The 21,626-nt window shown below is 68.3% G+C and carries 20 protein-coding genes and 1 pseudogene; 13 read left to right on the plus strand and 8 right to left on the minus strand.

Features of this window, described 5'->3' with window-relative positions; translation table 11 throughout:
* Positions 1–31: 31 nt before the first annotated feature.
* Genes ACFQDH_RS07605 through ACFQDH_RS07615 form a run of 3 tightly spaced genes read right to left on the minus strand, consistent with a single transcriptional unit; the run spans position 32 to position 2,114 of the window.
* The gene (locus ACFQDH_RS07605; RefSeq protein ID WP_382400000.1) at positions 32–1,291 is read right to left on the minus strand and encodes an AGE family epimerase/isomerase; all 1,260 of its coding nucleotides are present in this window, start codon (positions 1,289–1,291) and stop codon (positions 32–34) included.
* Positions 1,288–1,665: an alpha/beta fold hydrolase gene (locus tag ACFQDH_RS07610; RefSeq protein WP_382400002.1), complete on the minus strand. Its 378-nt coding sequence runs from the start codon at positions 1,663–1,665 to the stop codon at positions 1,288–1,290. The genes ACFQDH_RS07605 and ACFQDH_RS07610 overlap by 4 nt, the downstream gene beginning before the upstream one ends.
* Positions 1,666–1,673: 8 nt before the next feature.
* Positions 1,674–2,114: an alpha/beta fold hydrolase gene (locus tag ACFQDH_RS07615; protein WP_382400004.1), complete on the minus strand. Its 441-nt coding sequence runs from the start codon at positions 2,112–2,114 to the stop codon at positions 1,674–1,676.
* Positions 2,115–2,281: 167 nt separating this feature from the next.
* Here ACFQDH_RS07615 and ACFQDH_RS07620 point away from each other — a divergent pair, with 167 nt between their 5' ends.
* Together ACFQDH_RS07620 and ACFQDH_RS07625 are read left to right on the plus strand one after the other, a co-directional pair.
* Positions 2,282–3,010, plus strand: a complete 729-nt coding sequence (locus tag ACFQDH_RS07620; protein WP_382400006.1) for an LppX_LprAFG lipoprotein — start codon at positions 2,282–2,284, stop codon at positions 3,008–3,010.
* A gap of 1 nt (position 3,011) precedes the next feature.
* Positions 3,012–4,721: an MFS transporter gene (locus tag ACFQDH_RS07625; protein ID WP_382400008.1), complete on the plus strand. Its 1,710-nt coding sequence runs from the start codon at positions 3,012–3,014 to the stop codon at positions 4,719–4,721.
* Here ACFQDH_RS07625 and ACFQDH_RS07630 read toward each other — a convergent pair.
* The 4 genes and pseudogenes from ACFQDH_RS07630 to ACFQDH_RS07645 form a co-directional block, all read right to left on the minus strand.
* Positions 4,694–6,178, minus strand: coding sequence for a flavin-containing monooxygenase (locus ACFQDH_RS07630; RefSeq protein WP_382400010.1), 1,485 nt, complete (start codon positions 6,176–6,178; stop codon positions 4,694–4,696). The two genes, ACFQDH_RS07625 and ACFQDH_RS07630, sit on opposite strands and share 28 nt — an antisense overlap.
* A 60-nt stretch (positions 6,179–6,238) precedes the next feature.
* Positions 6,239–6,799, minus strand: a complete 561-nt coding sequence (locus ACFQDH_RS07635) for a superinfection immunity protein (protein ID WP_382400012.1) — start codon at positions 6,797–6,799, stop codon at positions 6,239–6,241.
* Positions 6,800–6,869: 70 nt separating this feature from the next.
* Positions 6,870–7,660 (minus strand): annotated as a pseudogene (locus tag ACFQDH_RS07640) (exodeoxyribonuclease III).
* A 175-nt stretch (positions 7,661–7,835) separates the two neighbouring features.
* Positions 7,836–8,444: an NAD(P)-dependent oxidoreductase gene (locus tag ACFQDH_RS07645; protein ID WP_382400014.1), complete on the minus strand. Its 609-nt coding sequence runs from the start codon at positions 8,442–8,444 to the stop codon at positions 7,836–7,838.
* Positions 8,445–8,590: 146 nt separating this feature from the next.
* On the opposite strand from ACFQDH_RS07645, the gene ACFQDH_RS07650 reads away from it, so the two are divergent.
* The 11 genes from ACFQDH_RS07650 to ACFQDH_RS07700 all read left to right on the plus strand — a co-directional run bounded on the left by ACFQDH_RS07650 (position 8,591) and on the right by ACFQDH_RS07700 (position 21,060).
* Positions 8,591–8,974 carry a winged helix-turn-helix transcriptional regulator gene (locus ACFQDH_RS07650; RefSeq protein ID WP_382400016.1) on the plus strand — a complete coding sequence of 128 codons (384 nt, stop codon included), beginning with the start codon at positions 8,591–8,593 and terminating at the stop codon, positions 8,972–8,974.
* An 11-nt stretch (positions 8,975–8,985) separates the two neighbouring features.
* Positions 8,986–9,756 carry an SDR family NAD(P)-dependent oxidoreductase gene (locus tag ACFQDH_RS07655; RefSeq protein ID WP_382400018.1) on the plus strand — a complete coding sequence of 257 codons (771 nt, stop codon included), beginning with the start codon at positions 8,986–8,988 and terminating at the stop codon, positions 9,754–9,756.
* 41 nt (positions 9,757–9,797) lie between these two features.
* Positions 9,798–10,337 carry an orotate phosphoribosyltransferase gene (pyrE, locus tag ACFQDH_RS07660; protein WP_382400020.1) on the plus strand — a complete coding sequence of 180 codons (540 nt, stop codon included), beginning with the start codon at positions 9,798–9,800 and terminating at the stop codon, positions 10,335–10,337.
* 175 nt (positions 10,338–10,512) lie between these two features.
* A complete protein-coding gene (locus ACFQDH_RS07665) occupies positions 10,513–11,943 on the plus strand; it encodes an MFS transporter (protein ID WP_382400022.1) in 1,431 nt (476 codons plus the stop codon).
* Positions 11,940–14,042, plus strand: a complete 2,103-nt coding sequence (locus tag ACFQDH_RS07670) for a molybdopterin oxidoreductase family protein (RefSeq protein WP_382400024.1) — start codon at positions 11,940–11,942, stop codon at positions 14,040–14,042. The genes ACFQDH_RS07665 and ACFQDH_RS07670 overlap by 4 nt, the downstream gene beginning before the upstream one ends.
* Complete coding sequence (locus tag ACFQDH_RS07675; RefSeq protein ID WP_382400026.1) at positions 14,039–15,577, plus strand: FAD-dependent oxidoreductase; 1,539 nt, start codon at positions 14,039–14,041, stop codon at positions 15,575–15,577. Before ACFQDH_RS07670 ends, ACFQDH_RS07675 begins: the two co-directional genes overlap by 4 nt.
* Complete coding sequence (nirB, locus tag ACFQDH_RS07680; protein ID WP_382400028.1) at positions 15,577–18,126, plus strand: nitrite reductase large subunit NirB; 2,550 nt, start codon at positions 15,577–15,579, stop codon at positions 18,124–18,126. The genes ACFQDH_RS07675 and nirB overlap by 1 nt, the downstream gene beginning before the upstream one ends.
* Positions 18,123–18,518, plus strand: coding sequence for a nitrite reductase small subunit NirD (nirD, locus tag ACFQDH_RS07685; protein WP_382400030.1), 396 nt, complete (start codon positions 18,123–18,125; stop codon positions 18,516–18,518). Before nirB ends, nirD begins: the two co-directional genes overlap by 4 nt.
* Positions 18,515–19,285 carry a uroporphyrinogen-III C-methyltransferase gene (gene cobA / locus ACFQDH_RS07690; RefSeq protein ID WP_382400032.1) on the plus strand — a complete coding sequence of 257 codons (771 nt, stop codon included), beginning with the start codon at positions 18,515–18,517 and terminating at the stop codon, positions 19,283–19,285. The genes nirD and cobA overlap by 4 nt, the downstream gene beginning before the upstream one ends.
* Positions 19,269–20,393 (plus strand): uroporphyrinogen-III synthase, encoded by a 1,125-nt coding sequence (locus tag ACFQDH_RS07695; protein ID WP_382400033.1) that lies wholly within the window; start codon positions 19,269–19,271, stop codon positions 20,391–20,393. The genes cobA and ACFQDH_RS07695 overlap by 17 nt, the downstream gene beginning before the upstream one ends.
* Complete coding sequence (locus ACFQDH_RS07700) at positions 20,359–21,060, plus strand: sirohydrochlorin chelatase (RefSeq protein ID WP_382400035.1); 702 nt, start codon at positions 20,359–20,361, stop codon at positions 21,058–21,060. Before ACFQDH_RS07695 ends, ACFQDH_RS07700 begins: the two co-directional genes overlap by 35 nt.
* On the opposite strand, the gene ACFQDH_RS07705 is transcribed toward ACFQDH_RS07700, so the two are convergent.
* A complete protein-coding gene (locus ACFQDH_RS07705) occupies positions 21,033–21,584 on the minus strand; it encodes an ArsR/SmtB family transcription factor (RefSeq protein ID WP_382400037.1) in 552 nt (183 codons plus the stop codon). The two genes, ACFQDH_RS07700 and ACFQDH_RS07705, sit on opposite strands and share 28 nt — an antisense overlap.
* Between the last annotated feature and the right edge of the window lie 42 nt (positions 21,585–21,626).

Below are 21,626 nucleotides of genomic sequence, written 5' to 3' on the forward strand. Positions count from 1 at the left end.
GTCGGTCAAAAGGGGTCTAGAAAAGAGGGGGCTACCTGGTCGCGCGCTCGGTGGCCATGCGCTCAGCGAGGGCCGTGGCGAACGACGGCGCGAGCGGGAGCGCATCGCCGACGAACAGGCAGATCTGCAGGGCGTGGTAGACGTCGGGCTTGCCCACCCACGTGCCGTGCGAGACCAGGTTGTGCTCGTCGAGCTCGTGATGCCATGAGCCGTGGTCGGTGTCGATCAAGTAGCGCTCGGCGTAACGCCACCAGGTGAGCAGCGAGTCGCCCCAACGCTTTTCGCCGGTCACCAACCCCAGTGCGTATGCCGCCCCGATGGCCTCGCACACCACCCAGTGCATGCGGGCGCGGACGACCGGGTGTCCGTCCCAATCGGTCGTGTAGACGAACCCGTCAGCACCGTCGACCGCCCAGCCGTCGGCAACTGCACGATCGGCGAGTTCCGTTGCGGCAGTGACCAGCTCATCCCCGTTGTATGACGCAGAGGCCTGCATCCTGCTCGCTCGCACCGAAAGCGCCAAGCGTGACCACTCCAGGCCGTGCCCGACCGTCGCACCGAACGGCCGGAACGGATCCGCCGGCCGCTCCCGGTTGTAGTCGGGCATCACTCGACCGTCCTCGTCGAAGTGCTCCGGGATCCGCCAGTCCCGAGCACGCGCCCAACGCGCAACCTGAAGCGTCATCGCCTCGGCACGGTCCAGGTAGTGCGGCTCGCCGGTGACGTCGTGCACCGCGAGGAACGCCTCGACGGTGTGCATCGTCGCGTTGACCCCGAGGTAAGGCTCCGAGCTGCTCCAGTCCGCGGAAAAGCTCTCCTGCACAAGGTTTTTCGAGCCCACCCAGAAGTGTTCTTCGTGGACCTGCCGCGCAAGGGAGAGCAACTCGGCCGCACCCGGCCGCCCTGCAACGACGGCGCTGCTGGCGGCCAGCAGCACGAACGCATGCGGGTAGGCCTGTTTGCGGTCGTCGACGGGTTGGCCGGAATCGATCGAGGCGAACCATCCACCGTGCGTCAGGTCGTGGAACGCGCCCGACAACGCGTGCACTCCGTGGTCGACAAGCTCGGCGAATTCCGCACGTCCGCCGAGCAGCCCGAGCGCCGCGACGTGCGTCATCCGGCAGGTGAGCCACAGCTCGAGTGGCCGGTCGGTGACTCGGCCGGACTCGTCCAACCAGCCGAAACCGTGCTCGACACGCGACGCGAGGGCGAAGTCGAGCAGCCGGTCGGCCTCGGCACGCATCGCCCCGGCTACCTCGGACCGGCCGAGGCTCGTGGTGCGTTCGGTCATCGCGCGAGGTCCTCGATCGCCTTTGCGACGCGGTCGGGGGCTTCCCACGGAAGCATGTGGCCGAGATCGTCGAAGGTCTGCAGCTCCGCTTGCGGCAGCCCGGCCGCGATGCGCTGCGCGAGCTTCGGCGGCGTCAGCCGGTCCCGGCTGCCGACCAGCACCTGGGCGGGCACGTTCTGCATACCGGACAATGACGACACCTCGTCGTGCTCCATCAGCGCCTGGTAGAAACCGGCGACGACGTTGACTCGCGTGCCGCGCGCGATCACGGTGGCGTCGTGGACATCGGCCGGGTCGGCGTGACGGCCGAATGCCGCGGCTCGATGGCCCTTCTCCGTCATACCGCGCCCGATGCGCACCGGCACGCGGCGCATTGCGGACATCACCTGGCGCTCGCCGGGCCGGCCGGACCCCGCAGCCCGCCGGCGGCAGTCGACACCAGCGCGACACCGCGCACCCGCTCGGCGAACTCGGTCGGCGCCAGCCCGGCATACGCGAGGATCGTCATTCCGCCCATCGAGTGCCCGCCGAGCACGACCTGCTCGTCCTGCGGCGTCAGCTGCGCGAGCACCTCGCGCAGATCGGCACCAAGGCGCCGGATCGACTCCTGGCCGACCTTCCGCGAGCCGTCGGCGAGCGTCGAGGCGCCGTGTCCGCGCTGGTCCCACAGCACCACGCGCAGCGACGGATCAAGCGTCCGCAGCACCGGCAGCCAGGACCGGTGGTCCAGGATCCAGCCGTGCCCGAGCACCGCAGTGCGACTCGCCGGACCACTGGGCTCGCGAACGTATGCCGCCAGTCGCGCGCCATCATCGGTCGTCACACGGTGCACATGAAGTCCGGACATTGCACCATTCTCCCCCGAGACCCGACTGTGACGGTGAGCAGGGAACCGAAGGGCGCACTTATGCGTCAACATGGCAGTCCACCCCTACCGACTCTCGGAAGTCAGTTCCGCAGAAGCCTCTCGGGAAAGATAGGTTGCTCCACATGCGACGTACCCTGACCGTCACCAGCTCGCTCGCGATCGCCGCGACCCTCGCGTTGACCGGCTGCAGCAGCGGCAGCAAGAAGGCGTCCGGCTCGGACACCTCTGGAAGCACCACGTCAGGGGCGACCCCGGCGGCGACGCTGGCGCTGGCCAAGAAGACTCTCGATGACACTTCTGGTGTGCACCTGAAGCTGACGTCGGACAAGATTCCGGCCTCGGAGAACGGCCTGGTCAGCGGTGAGGGCGACGGCTCGCACGCGCCGGCCTTCAAGGGCACGATCGCGGTGCGCATCCCGGCTGCCGGCACGATAAGCGTCCCGGTCGTCGCGGTCGACGGCAAGGTCTGGGCGAAGACCCCGCTCAACCCGAAGATGGCCGTTCTCGACCCCAAGCAGTTCGGCGCACCGGACCCCGCGCAGATCTTCGCTCGGAACGGCGGGTTCTCCACGCTGCTGGTCGCGACGAAGTCCCCGAAGTTCGGCGACAAGAAGCGTGACGGCAAGGACATCGTGCAGACCGTGACCGGCACGCTGCCCGGCGCCGCGATCAAGCAGACCCTCAGCTTCGGCAACGCCGGGACGACCTATGCCGCGGTCTACCTGATCACCGACAAGGGCGAATTGCGGTCAGCCAAGCTGACCGGGGAGTTCTACAAGGGTGCCAATGACACGTCATACACGGTCGAGTTCACCCAGTACGGGCAGAAGGTTGCAATCTCCAAGCCCTGACGTGGAGCACCCCGCCTCGTCGCGGGCCAAGGCCCTCCTCGCGACCGCGTCGATAGCGGTCGCGCTCGCCGCGGCCGACACGTATGTCGTGGTGTTGGCGCTGCAGGACATGATGAACGGCGTCGGCCTCGGCGTCGACGCGCTGCAGAAGGCGACACCGATCATCTCCGGCTTCCTGCTGGGCTACATCGCCGTCTTGCCGCTGATCGGACGCCTGGCCGATCTGATCGACCGCCAGCGCATCTTGTTGTGGTGCCTGGCGCTCTTCGTCATCGGCTCGGCCGTCACGGCGATCTCCGCGGAGCTCCCGGTCATGGTCACCGGCCGTTTCCTGCAGGGTGTCGGTGGTGGCGGCCTCGTGCCGGCAACCCTCGCGCTGGTCGCTGACCTCTGGCCGGTCGGCAAGCGTGGCACCCCGCTCGGCGTGGTCGGCGCGGTCCAGGAGATCGGCAGCGTCGTCGGGCCGTTGGTCGGAGCACTGATCCTGGCCGTCTCCGACTGGCGAATGATCTTCTGGGCCAACGGTTTGGCCGGTGTCGTGCTCGCGCTGTGCATCGTGGCGTGTGGTGAGCGCGGCACACGTGAACGTGTCGGAGCACCGCTGCCGTCGTGGTGGCACGTGCTCACCGGCGTCGCGGCGCTTGCCGCGGTCGTGATGCTCGGGCTGGCCCTGTGGGCACCCGACTCGCTCACCACCTCGATCAAATGGGGCGGCCCGTTCGTCCCGTATGGCAATCACACCGCCCACCTGATGACACCGATCGGCGTGTGGGGGCTCATCGCGCTCGCTGTTCTTCTTGCGCTCTCGGTGCGTTACTGGGGGCCGATCGCGCGCAACGTCGACGTCATCGGCGCGCTGTTGATCGCCGTGGCGCTCGGCGCACTGGTGCTGACCTTCGCGGCGTCCAACCCCGAAAAACAGGTCGTCGGCCCGCTCGGCTGGTGGCTGTTGCCGCTCGCTGTGGCCGCGGCCGCTCTTTATGTATGGCGCCACCGCGCTGCCCGAAACCCGTTGATTGCCAAGGGCGTTGTGGTGGGGCGGGTCCGGCCGGCCCTGGTCGTCTCGGGATGTGTCGGCACGGCCATCGTCGCGATCGTCGTCGACATACCCGTGCTGGCCAGGCTCACGATCACCGACTCACAGACCACTGCGGCGCTGGTGTTGCTGCGCTTCCTCGTCGCGGTGCCGGTCGGTGCGCTGGCTGGCGGGTGGTTGCTGCGCCGGTTCGGCCCCGCGGTGGTGGCTGCCCCGGGGCTGCTGGTGACCGGGCTGGCCCTGCTGCAGATGTCCACCTGGGAGGGCAACGCCCTCGACTCGTGGCCGCTGCCCACCGTCATGCTGGCGTTGGCCGGTCTTGGTGTCGGGCTGGCGATCGCGCCGGTCAACGACGCGGCGCTGCACGACGCCCCGCAGACCGCGCACGGCGTGGCCTCGTCACTGCTCGTGGTGGCCCGGATGATCGGCATGGTCGTCGGGCTCGCGCTGCTGACCGCGATCGGGCTGCATCGCTTCTACGGGCGGGTGCAGTCGTTGCCCAACCCCACCAAGGCCCAGGTGACCGATGCCGGCATCCTGCAGGTGCAGACCGTCTTCCTCGGTGCTGCGGTGGTCGCACTGCTCGCCGCTGCGGTGGCGTTATTGCTCGGCACGCGGGTAGCCGGCGTGCCCGATGCAGCCGCCGATCACGACACTGACCCGGTGAATTCGTAGTCGACCAACTCCGGTCGGGACAGTTTGCGCTCGTATTCGCCGACACTGCCCGGCCACAGCATGCGGTTGCGGCCTTCGTCGTCGAGGTACCAGCTGGTGCAGCCGCCGGACTCCCAGACCGACTTTGCGCTGCGCTCGTCCAGCCGCTTCATGTGAGCCGGCACGATCTGCGGGCGCACCTGCACCGCTGTCGCGCCGCGTTCGTCGCGCTCGTCGAGCAGCTTGCTGATCAGGCCGATCTGCGCCTCGATCATCAGCACGACCGAGGTGTGCCCGAGCACGGTATTGGGTCCGAGCAGGAAGAAGAGGTTCGGGTAACCGGGCGCGGTGACGCCGTAATAGGTCCGGATGTCATCAGCCCAGTCGGTGTCCAGCGTGTGCCCGCCCAGACCGGTGATGTTCAGGTGCCGGTAGGAGCCGGTGACGTCAAAGCCGGTGGCGAAGACCAGCAGGTCGAGCTCATGGACGGTGCCGTCAGCGGCCGTCACTCCGCCGGCGTCGACCTGCTTGATCGGTGACGTCTCAACAGTCACGTTGTCCGCGGCGAGCGCAGGGTAGTAGCTGTTGGACATCGTCGCCCGCTTGCAGCCCATCGTGTAGTCGGGCGTCAGCTTCGCGCGCAGTTGCGGGTCTTTGATCGCCGAACGCATATGTGCCACAGCGGCTTTCGAGGCTGCCTTCAGCGCGGCGGGCTGCTTGGTGAAAGCACCGACCCGCACGTCGCCCGCTGCGCGTAGTTTCGTCCGGTGCGCCTTCATCAGCCAAGGGCGCTTTTCGTACTGGTCGATCAGCCAGTCCGGGTATGCCGGGTCGACCTTCGGCAACACCCAGGCCGGCGTGCGCTGGAACACCGTGAGGTGGCGGGCGTCCTCGGCAAGCGGCGGGATGATCTGAACCCCGCTGCAGCCGGTGCCGACGACACCGACGCGCTTACCGACGACGGTCGTGCCCGGGTCCCACGCCGCTGTGTGCAGCAATTCGCCGCGGAAGGACTCGAGGCCGGGGAGCTGCGGGATCACCGGCTCATGCAGTGCGCCAACCCCGAGCGCGACTGCTCCGGCGACCAACTGGCGGACCTCTCCGGTGCCGGTCGAGACGGTCAGGTGCCAGGCGGCGAGGCCTTCGTCATACGTCATCCGCTCGACGCTGGTGCCGAAGCGGATGTGCTCGCGCAGGCTGTATTTCTCGACGCAGTAGAGCAGGTAGTCCTGGATCTCGTCGGCGGTCGCGTAGGCCTTGGACCAGTAGGGGTTCAACTCGAACGAGAACGAGTAGAGGTGGCTGGGCACGTCGCATTCGCAGCCGGGGTAGCGGTTGTCGCGCCAGGTGCCGCCGATCTCGTCGGACTTCTCCAGCACGATGAAATCGCGGCCACGGTTCTTCGCCGCGATCGCCATACCGATGCCGGAGAATCCGGAGCCGACGATGACCAGGTCGTGATCGACGCGAACACTCATGCGGACGAGGCTACTTCGGCGTGTCGGCACAGCCTTGGGGCAACGCCGCGTGTGTCCTGATCAGCGGTAGTAATGCTGCTGCGACGACTGGTTGACGACCACGACATTGGTCTGTTGGTCGGTGCCGCAGGCCATCACGAGCGCGATGACCCAGCCGACGAACGACCAGCCCAGGAAGAAGTTGACGAGGAAGATGCCGCCCTGGTTGGACTTGTTGCGGGTCGCGGCGATCGCCCACGGCAGCAGGTAGAAGAAGGTGCAGACCGCCAGAATCCAGGCGATCGCGACGACGACGCCGGACGGCCCCGGCCGCCCGGTCATCACCACCGAGTTGTATGCCGGAGGCCCACCCATCGGCACAGGTGCGTAGGGCTGCATCGGGTACTGGGGTCCTGGCGGACCCTGCGGCGGCAGCGGTTGCTGCTGCTGGACCGGAGCTGGTGCCGGTGGCGGCGACCCGTAGTGCCCAGGCGGCGTGTTGTAGAAGCTCTGCTCCGGTGGCCGCTGGAAACGCTCGGTCTCCGGTGTGGTCGGAATGCGCTCGGTGTGCTCGGGTTGGGCGTCCTTCCGCAACCGGACCGGCTGCGTCGCGTCGTCGGACGGACCGTCGTGCTGACTCATGCGTTTCCCCCAGTTTCGGCTGCCTACCGGTCACTCTAGGCCCCGGTCCCGACAGAGGGAACCCATGCCGTCAGTCGCTGAGCGTGACGATCACCGGGGCGTGGTCGGAGGCGCCCTTCCCCTTGCGTTCTTCGCGGTCGATCGATGCGTCGGTGACCCGATCGGCCAGGGCGGGGAGGCCAGTGCGAAGTCGATGCGCATGCCCTGCTTCTTGGGGAAGCGCAATTGCGTGTAGTCCCAGTAGGTGTATGCGCCCGGTCCGGGAGTGAACGGCCGGACCACGTCGGCATACCCGGCGTCGACGACCGCACGGAAGGCCGCCCGCTCGGGGTCGGTCACGTGGGTCTTGCCCTCGAAGAAGGCGATGTCCCAGACGTCTTCGTCCACCGGCGCGATGTTCCAGTCCCCGGCCAGCAGGATCTGGGCGTGGGGGTCCTCGGCCAGCCAGCCGGCCGCGTTGTCACGCAGCCGGGCCAGCCAGTCGAGTTTGTAGGTGTAGTGCGGGTGCCCCACCTCGCGGCCGTTCGGCACATACAGCGACCAGACCCGGACTCCACCGCAGGTCGCACCGAGCGCGCGGGCCTCCTCGACCGGCGGTTCGCCGAACGCCGGCATACCGGGGAATCCGACGCTCACGTCCTCCAGCCCGACCCGGGAGACGATCGCGACGCCGTTCCACTGGTTGAGACCGTGCATCGCGACCTCGTAGCCGGCAGCCGCCAGCGGCATCGTCGGGAACTGGTCGTCGCGGCACTTGGTCTCCTGGAGCAGCAGCACGTCCAGGTCGTGGCGTTCGAGCACGTCGACGACGCGGTCGATACGGGAGCGTATGGAGTTGACGTTCCAGGTCGCAATACGCACCCGACCAATCTACGGTTCCGTTGCGCGCCGCTGTCGCGCCGCCCAGGCCCCCATCGTCGAGAGGCTCACCAAAGCGTCGACAGGCTCAGAAAAACGGCCGTTCCGGTGTGATTTTAGTGAGCCCCTCGAGATGTTTCTGAGCCTGTCGGCGAAGGGGCGAGTACGAGGGATCGGCTCAATTGGCGACGGTGAACCGCGCCCGGCGATGCTTGGGTTGCTCGATCTCGTCGGCGACGGCCACCGCGAAGTCTTCCGCGGAGATGTTGTCGCCGACGGGTGTGTCGTCCGCGGTGCGGTAGGTGCCGGTCCGCTCGCCGGGGGCGATCTCCGGTGCCGGGGACAGGAAGACCCAGTCGAGCGACTCGGGCGCCTGACGGATCGTCTCCAACGCCTGAGCGGCGCTGAGCGACTCGGCCTTGTAGGCCTCCGGGAAGTCGGGCTGGTCGACCAGTCGGGTGCCGTCGACCAGCAGCGACCCGGCGCCGCCGACGACGAAGAGGCGGGAGTCGCCGGCGTTCGCTTCGGCGGTCTGCAGCGCGTCCAGCCAGAGCTGGTGGTCCTCGCCGGTGCGGCTCGGGCCGGTGGCGGAGAAGAGCACTTCGTGGTCGGCGGCGAGCTTGCTGATGAAGTCGGCATCGCCGAGGTTTCCCGCCATGCTCGTCTTCGCGCCGGCGACCTCAGCGCCGGAACGGGTGACGGCGGTGACGTCGTGACCGCGGCCGGCCAACTCCGATACCACGCGCGATCCGACCATGCCGCTGGCGCCGATGACTGCGATTTTCATGTCTGCTCCTGGTGTCTCGTTCGGTGTTCGTCACCGACAGTAACCTTTGGTAACCTGATACCTCAAGGTAACTGGAGACAGCTGGAGCCGCGGGACCTCGAGACGCTCGTCCCTCGCTCCTCGGCCACCGTGAGGGATGAGTGCGTATGACGTCTGCACCAGCCGACTGGATCGGCGACGGCTACGACCCGGAATGCCCGACCCGGGTCCTGTTGGACCGGGTCGGCGACAAGTGGACCGTCCTGGTCATCGGCGCGCTGGCTGACGGCCCGATGCGATTCACGGTTCTCCGGGATCGCGTGGGTGGCGTCTCCGGCAAGGTGCTCACCGCGACCTTGCGCGCGCTGGCCCGGGACGGGCTGGTCACTCGCACGGCATACCCGACGATCCCGCCGCGGGTGGACTACGAGCTCACCGAGCTCGGCCGGTCGCTGCAGGAGCCGCTGGACGTCATCCGCGACTGGTCCGAGCGGCACATCGCGGCGGTCATCGCGCACCGCGAGAAATTCGACGACCAGGTGTCCACCTAGACTCCTCGTCCATGGCCACCGCACTTGTCACCGGCGCGAGCGCCGGCATCGGTAAGACCTTCGCGACCCAGCTGGCCCAACGTGGCCACGACCTCATCGTTGTGGCGCGCAACAAGGAGCGCCTGCAGCAACTGAAGGCTCAGCTGGAGGACCGCTACTCGGTGTCGGTCGAGGTGTTGCCCGCCGACCTCAGCGACCGCCTCGACATCCAACTGGTCGCGGACCGCCTCTCAGATGCGTCGCGACCGGTCGACCTGCTGGTCAACAACGCCGGTTACGGGTTGAAGAAGCCGTTCCTGCGTAACGAGATTCGTGATGAAGAGGACATGCTCACCGTCCTCGTGCGGGCCGTGAACGTCCTCTCCCACGCCGCTGCGCTGGCGATGCGCGATCGGGGATACGGCGCGATCATCAATGTCTCGTCCGTCGCCGGGTTCATGGCCTCGGGCACCTACTCGGCCGCCAAGTCCTACGTGACGGTCTTCACCGAGGGTCTGGCGAGCGAGCTGCGCGGCAGTGGTGTGACGGCAACCGCCTTGTGCCCGGGCTTCACCCATACCGAGTTCCACGAGCGGGCGGGCATCAAGGGAAACGGTGGTCTCCCCGGCTTTATGTGGTTGCAGGCAGATTCGCTGGTCAAGGAATGTCTGGACGATGTCGACCGCGGGAAGGTCATCTCCATCCCGAGCCCGCAGTACAAAGTGGCGGCGACCGCGTTGCGGGTGCTGCCGCGTCCGATCGTCCGGATGGGCAAGCTCAGCCGCAGGCACCGGCCGCAGTGACACCGAAACCCGATCCGATTTCCCTGAGCGAGGAGTTCTCCGTGTCCAAGCAGGAATTGTTGGAGCACATCAAGGCCGAGGCGATCGTTCGCGGCAAGGTCACCCTGTCGTCGGGCAAGGAGGCCGACTACTACGTCGACCTGCGCCGCATCACGCTCAGCGGTGCCGCCGCCCCGCTGGTCGGTCAGGTGATGCTCGAGCTCACCGCTGACCTCACGTATGACGCGGTCGGTGGCCTCACCATGGGAGCCGACCCGGTGGCCACCGCGATGTTGCACGCCGCGGCCGCGCAAGGCCGCGCGCTCGACGCGTTCGTCGTACGTAAGGCGGGCAAGGCTCACGGCCTGCAGCAGCGCATCGAGGGACCGTCCATCAAGGGCCGCCGCGTCGTCGTGGTCGAAGACACCTCCACGACAGGTGCTTCCGCGCTCGAAGCGGTCGCGGCCGTGCGTGAGGCCGGCGCCGAAGTCGTCGCGGTCGCGGTCATCGCCGACCGGTCGACCGGTGCGCGTGAGCGGATCGAGGGCGACGGTGTGGCCTATCTCACGGCATACGGCCTGGAAGACCTCGGACTCGCCTGACTCCGTCGCTTCCTGCGCGATGGCGCGGAGTTGCCTCGAACCTCTCATCGTTGTCCACAGTCCGGTGAGCTAGCCGTGACGAGCAGGTAACACGGCAGCACCGCTCGGCGAAACATCCCGTACCTACGTTCGTGTGCCATAGCCCCACCCGGGGACTTGGCACACGGAGGTGGAGATGGCGCTCGCGACAGATCGTGCGGTCGAAGGACAAGAGGCTGCGGCCACAGGTCGGCCGGTGGTCGGCAAGGGGCGGTGGATCTCCGGGTGGGATCCCGAAAACCCTTCGCAGTGGGCGGAGTTCGGCCGGGCGACCGCGCGACGCAACCTCGGCTTCTCGGTGTATGCCGAGTTCCTCGGGTTCGGTGTCTTCGCCATCTGGAGCATCGTGGTGCCGTTGCTACCCAAGTACGGCTACACCGGCGCTGCGGCGATCTCAGACTCCCAGCAGTTCTGGCTCATCTCGATTCCGACTCTGGTCGGTGCCACCCTGCGAATTCCATACTCCTTCATGGTCCCTCGGCTGGGCGGTCGCAACTGGACGGTGGTCTCCGCACTGCTGCTCCTGCTGCCCACAGTCGGCCTCGCCGTCGCCATCGGGCAGCACGCAGGCTTCCCGGTCCTACTCGCGATGGCGGCGCTCGCCGGCTTAGGCGGCGGCAACTTCGCGTCCTCGATGACCAACATCTCGTTCTTCTACCGCGATTCGGAGAAGGGCAAGGCACTCGGGATCAACGCGGCCGGAGGGAATCTCGGCACTGCCGCGGTGCAGTTCGCCGCGCCGATCATTGTCACGGTGGGTGCCGGTTTCGGGACTGCACGGCCCAATCTGCCGGTGGTCGGCTGGGTCTTCGTGCCGTTGGTTCTGCTGGCGGCGGTCGGCGCGTGGCTGCGTATGGACAATCTCACCGAAGCGCGATCGGAGCCCGGAACCTACGCAGTCGCAACCCGATCGGCCCACACCTGGATCCTGTCGTTCGTCTACTTCGGCACGTTCGGGTCGTTCATCGGTTTCGCCGGTGTCTTCCCCAAGCTGCTGAACGACTCGTTCCCGGGCCGCGGGACGTACGTGCTGCTGGGCGCCGGTATGACGCTCGCCTTCCTCGGCGCTTTCGTAGGGTCGATGGCGCGACCGTTGGGCGGCATCATCGCCGACCGTGTCGGTGGCTGGCGGGTGACCGTGTTGAGCTTCGGCGCCATGGCGCTCGGCGCCGCAGGTGTCGCGATTGCCTTGCAGGACAAGAACTTCGGCTGGTTCATGGCGGCGTTCCTGTGGATGTTTCTCTTCACCGGCATTGGCAACGGCTCGATCTATCGGATGATCCCCGCCGTCTTCGCGGCGACTGTCGGCGGTGAGTCTCCGGCCTCACGGGCGACCGCTCGGAAAGTCGCCGCTGGTGCCATCGGCATCGTTGGCGCGATCGGGGCGTATGGCGGCTTCGTGATCCCGCAGGTGTTTGCCCTGTCGAAATCGATGACCAAGGGCGCGGCGCATCCGACCGGCACGATTGTCCCCGCCCTGTGGTGCATCCTGGCCTGCTACGTGCTGATGGCCGCCGTGACGTGGGCCGTCTACGGTCGCCGGCGTCCCGGCGGGGTGACTGTATGACGAAAGTCGACACCCGCTGTCCCTATTGCGCTCTGCAGTGCGGAATCCGCATGGGGACAACGGAATCCGGCGACGTCACGCTCGAGCCGCGCGACTTCCCGACCAATCGTGGCGGCCTCTGCCAGAAGGGCTGGACGGCAGCGGAGCTGCTCCGGACACCGGACCGCATCACGACACCCTTGGTCCGTGACGACCGCGGCGATCTCGTCGCAGCGACCTGGGAAGAGGCGTATTCACGGATCGTCGCGGCGGTTCGCAGCGCACAAGCAGCTGCCGGTCCAGACGCGGTCGCGGTGTTCGGCGGAGGCGGTCTGACGAACGAAAAGGCCTACACAGTGGGCAAATTCGCTCGAGTCGCGCTGGGCACCTCGCGCATCGACTACAACGGCCGTTTCTGTATGTCGTCCGCTGCCGCCGCCGGTAACCGCGCCTTCGGCCTGGACCGCGGGTTGCCGTTCCCGCTGACCGACCTGGCCGGCGCCGGCGCCGTTCTGCTGGTCGGCAGCAACCTCAGTGAGACCATGCCTCCTTCCGTGCAGCACCTCTCCGGGGTGCGCAGTCGTGGTGGCCTGATCGTGGTCGATCCGCGCCGCACGGCGACCGCTGCCCTCACCGAGTCGGGCGGCGGCATACATCTGCAGCCGGTGCCGGGGACCGACATCGCGGTACTGCTCGGCCTGTTGCACCTGGTGGTCGTCGGCGGGCAGACCGACGACGACTACCTGGCAGCCCGGGCCACCGGCTGGGAAGCGGTGAGGGACGCGGCAACCGTCTGGTGGCCGGAGCGGGTCGAGCGCGTCAGTGGTGTGCCGGTCGACGAATTGCGAGGTGCCGCAAACCTTCTCGCCGCCGCGAGCCCCAGCGGTGGCGGCAGCGGTGCCTACGTGTTGACCGGTCGCGGGGCGGAGCAACACGCACATGGCACCGACACAGTGACAGCAGCGATCAACCTGGCGCTGGCACTCGGTCTACCCGGCCGGGCCGGCTCCGGTTACGGCTGCATCACCGGTCAGGGCAACGGTCAGGGTGGTCGGGAGCACGGTCAGAAGGCCGATCAGTTGCCCGGCTACCGATCGATCACCGACCCCGCAGCACGCCGGCATGTCGCCGGTGTCTGGGGAGTTCCCGAGGACAGCATCCCCGGCCCAGGCCTGCCGGCCGTGCAGCTGTTGGACGCCATCGGCCGCCCGGGCGGGCCACGGGTGCTCTTCGTCCACGGCGCGAATCCCGTAGTCAGCGCTCCGGATTCGGACCGGGTGCGCGAGAAGCTGGCGCAGCTGGACCTGCTGGTCGTCGCCGACTTCGTCCCGTCGGAGACCGTGCGCCTTGCCGACGTCGTGCTGCCCGTGCCGCAGTGGGCAGAGGAAGACGGCACCATGACCTCGCTGGACGGCCGGGTGCTGCGTCGCCGACGCGTCATACAGCCGCCGGGCGGAGTGCGCGACGAGCTGCGCATCTGGCGTGAGCTGGCGCAATTACTCGATGCACCAGTGACTTTCGCGTCCGACCCGAGTGACGTGCTGCAGGAGCTGGCGCTGGCCAGCAGCGGTGGCGTCGCCGACTATGCCGGCGTGGACCAGGCCCGGCTCGATACCGGCGAGGAGTTGTACTGGCCGTGCCCGGAGCCTGCTCACCCGGGCACGCCGCGGCTCTTCCTGGACCGTTTCGCCACGGCGGACGGTCGGGCTCGGATGATCGTCGTCGATGTCGCACCGGTTGACGACGACGTGCGACCGGACGCGCCGATCTACCTGATAACCGGCCGGGTCCTGCAGCACTACCAATCCGGCGCGCAAACCCGACGCGTGACCGAGCTCATGCGTGGCGAGCCGCGTCCGTTCGTTCAACTGCACCCGGTGCTCGCGGCCCGTCTCGGCATCGAGGAGGGCGACTCCGTGCGGGTCACCTCGACCCGGGGCAGTGCGTGCGGAGCAGCGCGGCTGTCCGGGGACATCCGGCGCGACACGGTTTTCATGCCGTTCCACTTCCCGGGTGCGGGCGCTGCCAACGCGGTGACCAACCCGGCGACCGATCCTGTCTCGGGCATGCCGGAATTCAAGGTCTGCGCAGTCAGCGTGAGTCGCGAGGTGGTGTCGTGAGGACCCGCATCGTCGTCGTCGGACACGGCATGGTTGCTGCCCGGCTGCTGGACGAGCTGGGCCGGCTCACCGCCGACCGCTCAGCGCCGCTGCTCGACGTCACCGTGATCGGTGCCGAGCCACATCGGCCCTACAACCGCTTGCTGCTCAGCGAAGTCATCGCCGGGCGCGCCGATCTCGGCCGGCTCACCCTGCCCGCCCCCGCCGTGAGCAGTGGTATGACGCTGCGCGTGCTCCGCGGAACGTACGCGACCGACCTGGACCGGAAGCGGCGCGTGGTCACCTGCGATGACGGATCGGAATTCGCATACGACACAGTGGTTCTCGCGACCGGAGCAGCTGCCCGACTGCCGCTCCCAGATGCGGCCGGGCAGGGTGTTCGCGTGCTCCGCACCATCGACGACTGCCGTGAGCTCCTCGCGGCGTGCTCCTACCCGCGACGGGTGACCGTCGTCGGTGCCGGCCTACTGGGCCTCGAGATCGCCTGTGGGCTATCCGCTCGCGGTGCCGGCGTCCACGTTCTGCATCGTGGCGGTCAGGTGATGGACCGGCAACTGCCCGTCGAGGCAGCCAAGGTCGCCCGGGCGACGCTCGCCGATACCGGCATCGAAGTGCTGACCGACGCCGACCTCGAATCGCTGCGGTATGACGGTGACCAACTCGTCGGTGTCCGGCTTCGCGACGGCCGTGCGATCCCCAGTGACCTCGTCGTCGCGAGCGTCGGCGTCGCGGCGCGCACCGAAATCGCTGTCCAGGCAGGGCTTCCGGTGCGCACCGGCATCATCGTGACCGATGCGTTGCGCAGCCCTGCTGATCCACGCGTCGCCGCGATCGGCGACTGCGCCGAGCCGCCGTCGGGTTGCACCGGGCTGCTCGCACCGGGTTGGGCACAGGCGGATCAGCTCGCCCGGGAACTCGTCGGTCGACGCGGGGCCGAAGACACCGCCTCGCCCCGCCATACGAGCGCGGTCGTGAAGCTCAAGGCCGTCGGGGTGGACGTCGTCACGATCGGCGACGGCCCCGAACCGCCAGCACACGCTCGCACGGTCACGCTCAGCGATCCGGAAGGCCGTAGGCACGTACAGGTTTCGGTGTTCGAGCAGCGAGTGGTGGCGGCGTGCTGTGTCGGCGCGAAGCGGGTCGCGGCCGACCTCACGGCGGCCTACGAGAGGCAGACCCCGGTGCCCGACGATCCGGCGTTGCTGCTGCTCGACGCACTGCCGAGCGCCACTGTTCCCGCCACCGACGACCCGACGACGATGCCCTCGAGGGCCACCGTCTGTCGCTGCAACGGCGTCACCAAGAAGGACATCGTCGACGCCCACCTGGCCGGCTCGCGCGAGCTGTCGGACGTGGCCGCGAGGACCCGGGCAACCACCGGTTGCGGCGGCTGCACCGAGGTGGTCTGCGGCCTCCTCGCCTGGATGGACGACGTGAGCCCGGCGAAAGACGTTGCACAGCCGAAACATTCACGAAACGACCCCGGAAACATCGCGCTCGTAGCGTCTTCCGGGACAGACAAGGAGATCACCTGATGACTTCCAGGAGCGATGGGCAGCACGTGGTGGTGGCCGGCGCGGGCATGGTCGCCTACCGCTTCGTCGAGGCCCTGCGGGCCCGCGACAGTGCGGACCGGTACCGCGTGACCGTCATCGGTGAGGAGCCCCGTCCGCCATACGACCGGGTGGCGTTGACGACCTACTTCACCGGCCGCGACCCCGAAGGCCTGCAACTCGGCGGCGAGGTCTGGCAGGACCCGCTGGTGACCCTGCGCAAGGGCACGACCGTCACCGCGATCGATCGTGCTGCTCGGCACGTGCAGACCGATCGGGGCGAGAACGTCGACTTCGACCACCTCGTTCTCGCGACCGGATCGTATGCCGCAAAGCCGCCTGTCGACGGGCGTGACCTGCGTGGCTGCTTCGTCTATCGCACGATCGACGACGTCGCGGACCTGCGCGGGTATGTCGAGACGCTGCGCGGCGACCACGAGCGGCCGTTACGTGGAGTTGTGGTCGGCGGCGGGTTGCTCGGTCTCGAGGCGGCCGGAGCACTGCAGGCGCTGGGGGTCGGGAGCACCGTCGTGGAGTTCGCGTCCCGGCTGATGCCGCTGCAGGTCGACGACGGGGGAGGAGCAGTGCTGCGGCGGCTGATCGAGCGCCTCGGGGTGACCGTTCGCACCAGCACCGCGACCGCCAAGGTCCTCGGCGCTCGTCGCGGACGGGTCGAGGGGATGCGCTTCGCGGACGGCACCTCGATGCCGGCAGACGTGGTCGTCTTCGCGACCGGGGTCCGGCCGCGAGACGAACTTGCCCGGGGCGCAGGGCTTTCCGTCGGTGAACGCGGCGGTGTCGTGGTCGACGGGTCCTGCCTGACCGGCGACCCGGGGATCAGCGCGGTGGGAGAAGTCGCGTGCATCGACGGACGTGTCTGGGGCCTGGTCGCCCCCGGCTACACGATGGCCGAGGTTGCCGCCGATCGCCTGCTGGGTGGTGCCGCGACCTTCCCGGGTGCGGACTCCTCGACGAAGCTGAAACTGCTCGGTGTGGACGTCGCGTCGTTCGGTGATGCCTTCGGCTCCGAGCCCGGTTGTCTCGAGGTCTCCTACGCGGACGCGGTCGCGGGTGTTTACAAGAAGCTGGTGCTCTCCGACGACGCCCGCACCCTGCTCGGCGGGATCCTGGTCGGAGACGCCTCGTCATACGCGGCGCTTCGACCGATGATCGGGCAGGCCCTCACCACCGACCCGAGCGCCTACCTGGTCCCGGCCACGGATGGCCCGCCGGTGAGCGACGACCTCCCGCACGACGCGATCGTCTGCTCCTGCAACAACGTGACCGCGGGCACGATCCGTGGCGCGGTGAGCGATCAGGGCTGCTGCTCGGTGGGTGAGGTCAAGGAGTGCACCCGCGCCGGGACCACCTGCGGGTCGTGCCTGCCGTTGGTCAAGCGGATCACCGACAGTGCGCTCGAAGAAGCCGGTGTCGCGATCGCGAAGGGCATGTGCGAGCACTTCGAGCTGACCCGTGCCGAACTCTTCAACGCGATCCAGGTCACCGGTTTGCGCACCTTCAGCGACATCATCGCCCGGCACGGCCGAGGCCGGGGCTGTGACATCTGCAAGCCCGTCATAGCGTCTGTGCTGGCCAGTCTCGGCACCGGACACATCCTCGACGACGACCGCGGCACGTTGCAGGACACCAACGACCACATGCTGGCCAACCTGCAGAAGGACGGGACCTACTCGATCGTCCCGCGCATCCCAGGCGGCGAAGTGACACCCGATGGTCTGATCGAAATCGGGCGGATCGCAAAGGAATTCGACCTCTACACGAAGATCACCGGTGGACAGCGGATCGACATGTTCGGTGCGCGGATCGAGCAGCTGCCGCTGATCTGGAAGCAGCTCGTCGAGGCCGGCTTCGAGTGCGGGCACGCCTACGGCAAGTCGCTGCGGACCGTGAAGTCGTGCGTCGGCAACTCCTGGTGTCGGTATGGCGTGCAGGACTCCGTCGCGATGGCGATCCGGTTGGAGCTGCGCTACCGCGGCCTGCGGTCGCCGCACAAGCTGAAGCTCGGCGTCTCCGGCTGCGCGCGGGAGTGCGCGGAAGCGCGCAGCAAGGATGCCGGCGTGATCGCGACCGAGAAGGGCTGGAACCTGTATGTCGGCGGGAACGGCGGCTTCACCCCGCGGCATGCGACGTTGCTCGCCGAGGACCTTGACGACGAGGGGCTGGTCCGGGCGATAGACCGATTCTTCAGCTACTACATTCGCACCGCCGACCGACTGCAGCGGACCGCTGCGTGGCTCGAGGCGTTGCCCGGCGGTATCGAACACCTGCAGGACGTGGTGCTGCGTGACGGGCTCGGCATCGCCGCCGATCTGGACGAGGCGATGGAAGGACATGTGGCGTCATACCGCGACGAGTGGAGCGAAGTCCTCGACGACCCGGTCAAACTGGCCCGCTTCACCTCGTTCGTCAACGCGGCCGAGGTGCCCGATCCCGACCTGCGCTACGAGACCGAGCGGGGTCAGCGACGGCCGGTGTTCGTCAGCGGGGCGCGGATCGAGGTGCGCACATGAGCTGGACGACGGTGTGCGCGCTGGCGGCGGTGCCGAAGGACGGTGCGGTCGCGGTGCTGGTCGATGGCGCACAGGTCGCAGTCGTGCGGCTGGGCGACGACTCGCTCTTCGCGGTGAGTCATCGCGACCCGGTCAGTGGCGCCAATGTCATGGCGCGAGGCATCGTTGGATCGACCACCGTCGACGGTGTCGAGGTGCCGACGATCGCCTCGCCGATGTTCAAGCAGGTCTACGACCTGCGCGACGGCCGGTGTCTCAGCGACCGGCTCGTCGTGCTCGCCACCTGGGAGGTGCGGTTACATGGTGATGATGTCGAGGTCGGCTCCATCCGGGTGGTGACCGCCTCGGCAGCAGACGCAGACGTCCCGATCGACTCCGAGGTGGCGAGATGAGCAACAACGATCCGGCTGGGCAGACCGACTCGCCGATCGGCCGCGTCGTGCTGGTCGGCGGGGGACCGGGCGCCGAGGACCTGATAACGGTGCGCGGCTTGCGCGCGCTCGAGCAGGCGGATGTCGTGGTCGCCGACCGTCTGGCACCGCTCGGCCTCCTGCGCGACCTGGGCCCCGAGGTCGAGATCGTCGACGTCGGCAAGACACCGCATCACCACCCGGTGCCGCAGGACGAGATCAACGCACTGCTGGTGCAGCGTGCCAAGAAGGGCAAATTCGTGGTGCGCCTCAAGGGTGGCGACCCCTTCGTGCTCGGCCGCGGCGGCGAAGAGGTGCTGGCCTGCCGTATGGCGGGCGTGCCGGTCGAGGTCGTTCCGGGCGTCACCTCGGCGTTCGCAGGTCCGGCGGCCGGTGACGTGCCGGTGACCCACCGTGGTGTGTCCCGTGGCGTGCTGGTCATCTCCGGACACGACGCGCTCGACGTCCCATCGCTCGTCGAGTGGCAGCACACGATCGTGGTGCTGATGGGGATGCGCCGGTTGCGTGAGCTCAGTGCGGGGTTGATCCGCGGCGGCAAGGCGGCGGACACCCCGGTGACCGTCGTGCAGAGTGCCTGGACGACGGAGCAACGCCAGGTCTCGGCTTCGCTGGAGCGCATCGCGGACCGGGTGGACACCGAAGGTCTGGGCAACCCTGCGGTGATCGTGATCGGCGATGTCACGAGGGTGCTCGGCGACCGACGGGACGGACATGAATCAGTCGAGTGAGCAACTGCGCGGGTGTCGGGTGATCCTGACCGGGCAGCGCCGCTCCGCCGAGCTGGCCGCCGCGCTCGAACGTCGTGGCGCGACCGTTGACCACGCGCCGACACTCTCCGTCGTGCCGCACGTCGATGACGCTGAATTACTATCCAGGACAAAGGAGCTCATCGATGAGCCACCCGATACGGTGATCATCACCACGGGTGTGGGTTTCACCGGCTGGGTCGAGGCTGCCGATGCCGCCGGTCTCGCCGAGCCGTTGCTGGACCTGCTGGGCGCTGCCCGGCTCGTCGCGCGCGGGCCGAAGGCGAGGGGCGCCATACAGGCTGCGGGGTTGAGCGCCGACTGGGTCGCCGAGTCCGAGACGAGCGCCGAGATCCGTGACTTCCTGCTTGCCGAAGGAGTGGCCGGCCGGCGAATTGCGGTGCAGCACCACGGCGCCGGAGCCGACGGGATGGACGAAGCGTTTCAGGACACAGGCGCCGACGTCTGCTCCCTGGTGGTCTATCGCTGGGGTCCGGCGCCCGATCCCGATGCTGTGCGCGCAGCAGTGCACGCAGTCGTGAGCCGCGAGTGCGACGCGGTGACCTTCACCGCCGCACCCGGCGCCGCGGCGTTCCTCCAGGCGGCCCGCGACGAGGGTCTGCTGGCCGAGGTGGTCGCCGCACTCAGCGACCCTGCGGGCGTGCTCGCTGCCGCGGTGGGCGACACCACTGCGGCGCCGCTGCGCGCTGCGGGCATCGAGCCGCTCGTGCCCGACCGGTTCCGGATGGGTGCACTGGTGCGCACCCTGGTCGCGCACCTTGCCGGCCGCCACGGACTGCGGGTCCGGACCGCAGCGGGAGAGTTACGCGTGCTCAGCGCGGCGGCGCTGCTCGACGGCGAGGTGATCGCACTTTCGCCGTCCGGGCTCGCCGTGCTGCGAGTGCTCGCCGAGGCAGATGGCGCGGTCGTTTCGCGCGCCGGCATCCTCGCAGCGCTGCCCGGCAGCTCCACCGACGCGCACGCCGCCGAAGTCGCCATCTCACGACTGCGGGATGCCGCACACGGCAAGCAACTGGTGACTACCGTCGTCAAACGTGGCTATCGACTCACCGTCCTCGAAGCGTCCTGACCGCGCCCTCGTGGTCGTGGCGCACGGCACGGACAACCCGTCCGGCCAGGCGACGGTCACCTGGTTGCGGGACCGTGTCGCGGAGTTGTTGCCCGACGTGCACGTCGTCGATGCGTATGTCGACGTGCAGCGACCCAGGCTGGAGGAGATCGTCGATTCGCTGGTGCGACAGCAGTGCCGGACCGTGCTTGTGCCAGCGCTGCTCTCCACCGGTTACCACGTCGAGGTCGACATCGCTCGCGCCGTCGAGCAGTCCGAATTGGTAACAGCGACACCGCCGTTGGGCCCTCACCCGATCCTTGCCGCGATCCTGCAGGATCGGTTGCTGGCGGCGGGCGTCATACCGGACGGGCCGGTGGTGCTGGCCGCCGCTGGGTCGTCTCGGCCCTCGGGGGTCGCGGCTGTATGGCGGCAGGCCGAACTGCTGGCGGAGTTGCGGTCGGGGCCGGTCACGGCCGCCTTCCTGTCTGCCGCCGAGCCGGGCGTGCAGGACGCCCTGGATGCCGCCGGCGGGCGAGTGGCGGTGGCGTCATACCTGTTGGGGCACGGGGCTTTTCACGACCGGCTGCGACGTCATGACGTGGTCGTCTCCGAACCGATCGGAGCGGACCCACGGCTCGCCGAGCTGGTGCGCGAGCGCTACTCCCGGGGCAAGTTGAGCCAGTAGATGTCCCGCTTGTGCGCGTCGGGTGGCGCAGAGTGCGGGTCGTGCCGATCCTCGAAACCCGACAGCGCGTCACTGACCACCCGGTCGAGTTCGTCGGTCTCCTGGTCGGTGAGGTAGAGGCCACCAACCTGGGTGATCGACGCATGATCCTCCGGATTGTCACGCTCGATCATCTCGGTCACGGTCCGGGTGACCCGTTTGATGAACGTTCCGAGGAGTGAATTCGCAACATTCGCAGGGATTCCCGCGCTGGCGGCGTCGCTGATCTTGATGGACTCGGCGGCGAGCCGCCACGGCCGCTCGCGGCCGTCCTGGCTGTCTACTCGCTCAACGATGCCCCAGCGCTGCATGGCGCGCAGGTGGTAGCTCATCGCGGACGGCGTGATCCCACAACGTCGGGCGGCCTCGGTCGCGGTGAGTACCTCGCCGCCGCCGAGCTCGTCCAACAACTGCTGGCGCACCTCGTGGGCCAGCACGCGGATGGCCCGCGGGTCGGTCAGGGTGAGGGTGCGTCGCTCCGTCATACCGTCATCGTGCCGCACCGGAGAGCTGCGTGTTCTACGGTC

It is taken from the genome of Flexivirga alba (assembly GCF_042661025.1).
Taxonomy (GTDB): Bacteria; Actinomycetota; Actinomycetes; order Actinomycetales; family Dermatophilaceae; genus Flexivirga; species Flexivirga alba.

Bases quoted from the DNA above. Each gene is read 5' to 3' on its own strand.
- nirD (WP_382400030.1), top strand. From the start codon at position 18,123: ATGAGCTGGACGACGGTGTGCGCGCTGGCGGCGGTGCCGAAGGACGGT.
- ACFQDH_RS07670 (WP_382400024.1), top strand. From the start codon at position 11,940: ATGACGAAAGTCGACACCCGCTGTCCCTATTGCGCTCTGCAGTGCGGA.
- ACFQDH_RS07620 (WP_382400006.1), top strand. From the start codon at position 2,282: ATGCGACGTACCCTGACCGTCACCAGCTCGCTCGCGATCGCCGCGACC.
- ACFQDH_RS07705 (WP_382400037.1), bottom strand. From the start codon at position 21,584: ATGACGGAGCGACGCACCCTCACCCTGACCGACCCGCGGGCCATCCGC.
- ACFQDH_RS07635 (WP_382400012.1), bottom strand. From the start codon at position 6,799: ATGAGTCAGCACGACGGTCCGTCCGACGACGCGACGCAGCCGGTCCGG.
- cobA (WP_382400032.1), top strand. From the start codon at position 18,515: ATGAGCAACAACGATCCGGCTGGGCAGACCGACTCGCCGATCGGCCGC.
- ACFQDH_RS07650 (WP_382400016.1), top strand. From the start codon at position 8,591: ATGACGTCTGCACCAGCCGACTGGATCGGCGACGGCTACGACCCGGAA.
- ACFQDH_RS07695 (WP_382400033.1), top strand. From the start codon at position 19,269: ATGAATCAGTCGAGTGAGCAACTGCGCGGGTGTCGGGTGATCCTGACC.
- ACFQDH_RS07665 (WP_382400022.1), top strand. From the start codon at position 10,513: ATGGCGCTCGCGACAGATCGTGCGGTCGAAGGACAAGAGGCTGCGGCC.
- ACFQDH_RS07610 (WP_382400002.1), bottom strand. From the start codon at position 1,665: ATGCGCCGCGTGCCGGTGCGCATCGGGCGCGGTATGACGGAGAAGGGC.
- ACFQDH_RS07655 (WP_382400018.1), top strand. From the start codon at position 8,986: ATGGCCACCGCACTTGTCACCGGCGCGAGCGCCGGCATCGGTAAGACC.
- ACFQDH_RS07645 (WP_382400014.1), bottom strand. From the start codon at position 8,444: ATGAAAATCGCAGTCATCGGCGCCAGCGGCATGGTCGGATCGCGCGTG.
- ACFQDH_RS07605 (WP_382400000.1), bottom strand. From the start codon at position 1,291: ATGACCGAACGCACCACGAGCCTCGGCCGGTCCGAGGTAGCCGGGGCG.
- nirB (WP_382400028.1), top strand. From the start codon at position 15,577: ATGACTTCCAGGAGCGATGGGCAGCACGTGGTGGTGGCCGGCGCGGGC.
- ACFQDH_RS07630 (WP_382400010.1), bottom strand. From the start codon at position 6,178: ATGAGTGTTCGCGTCGATCACGACCTGGTCATCGTCGGCTCCGGATTC.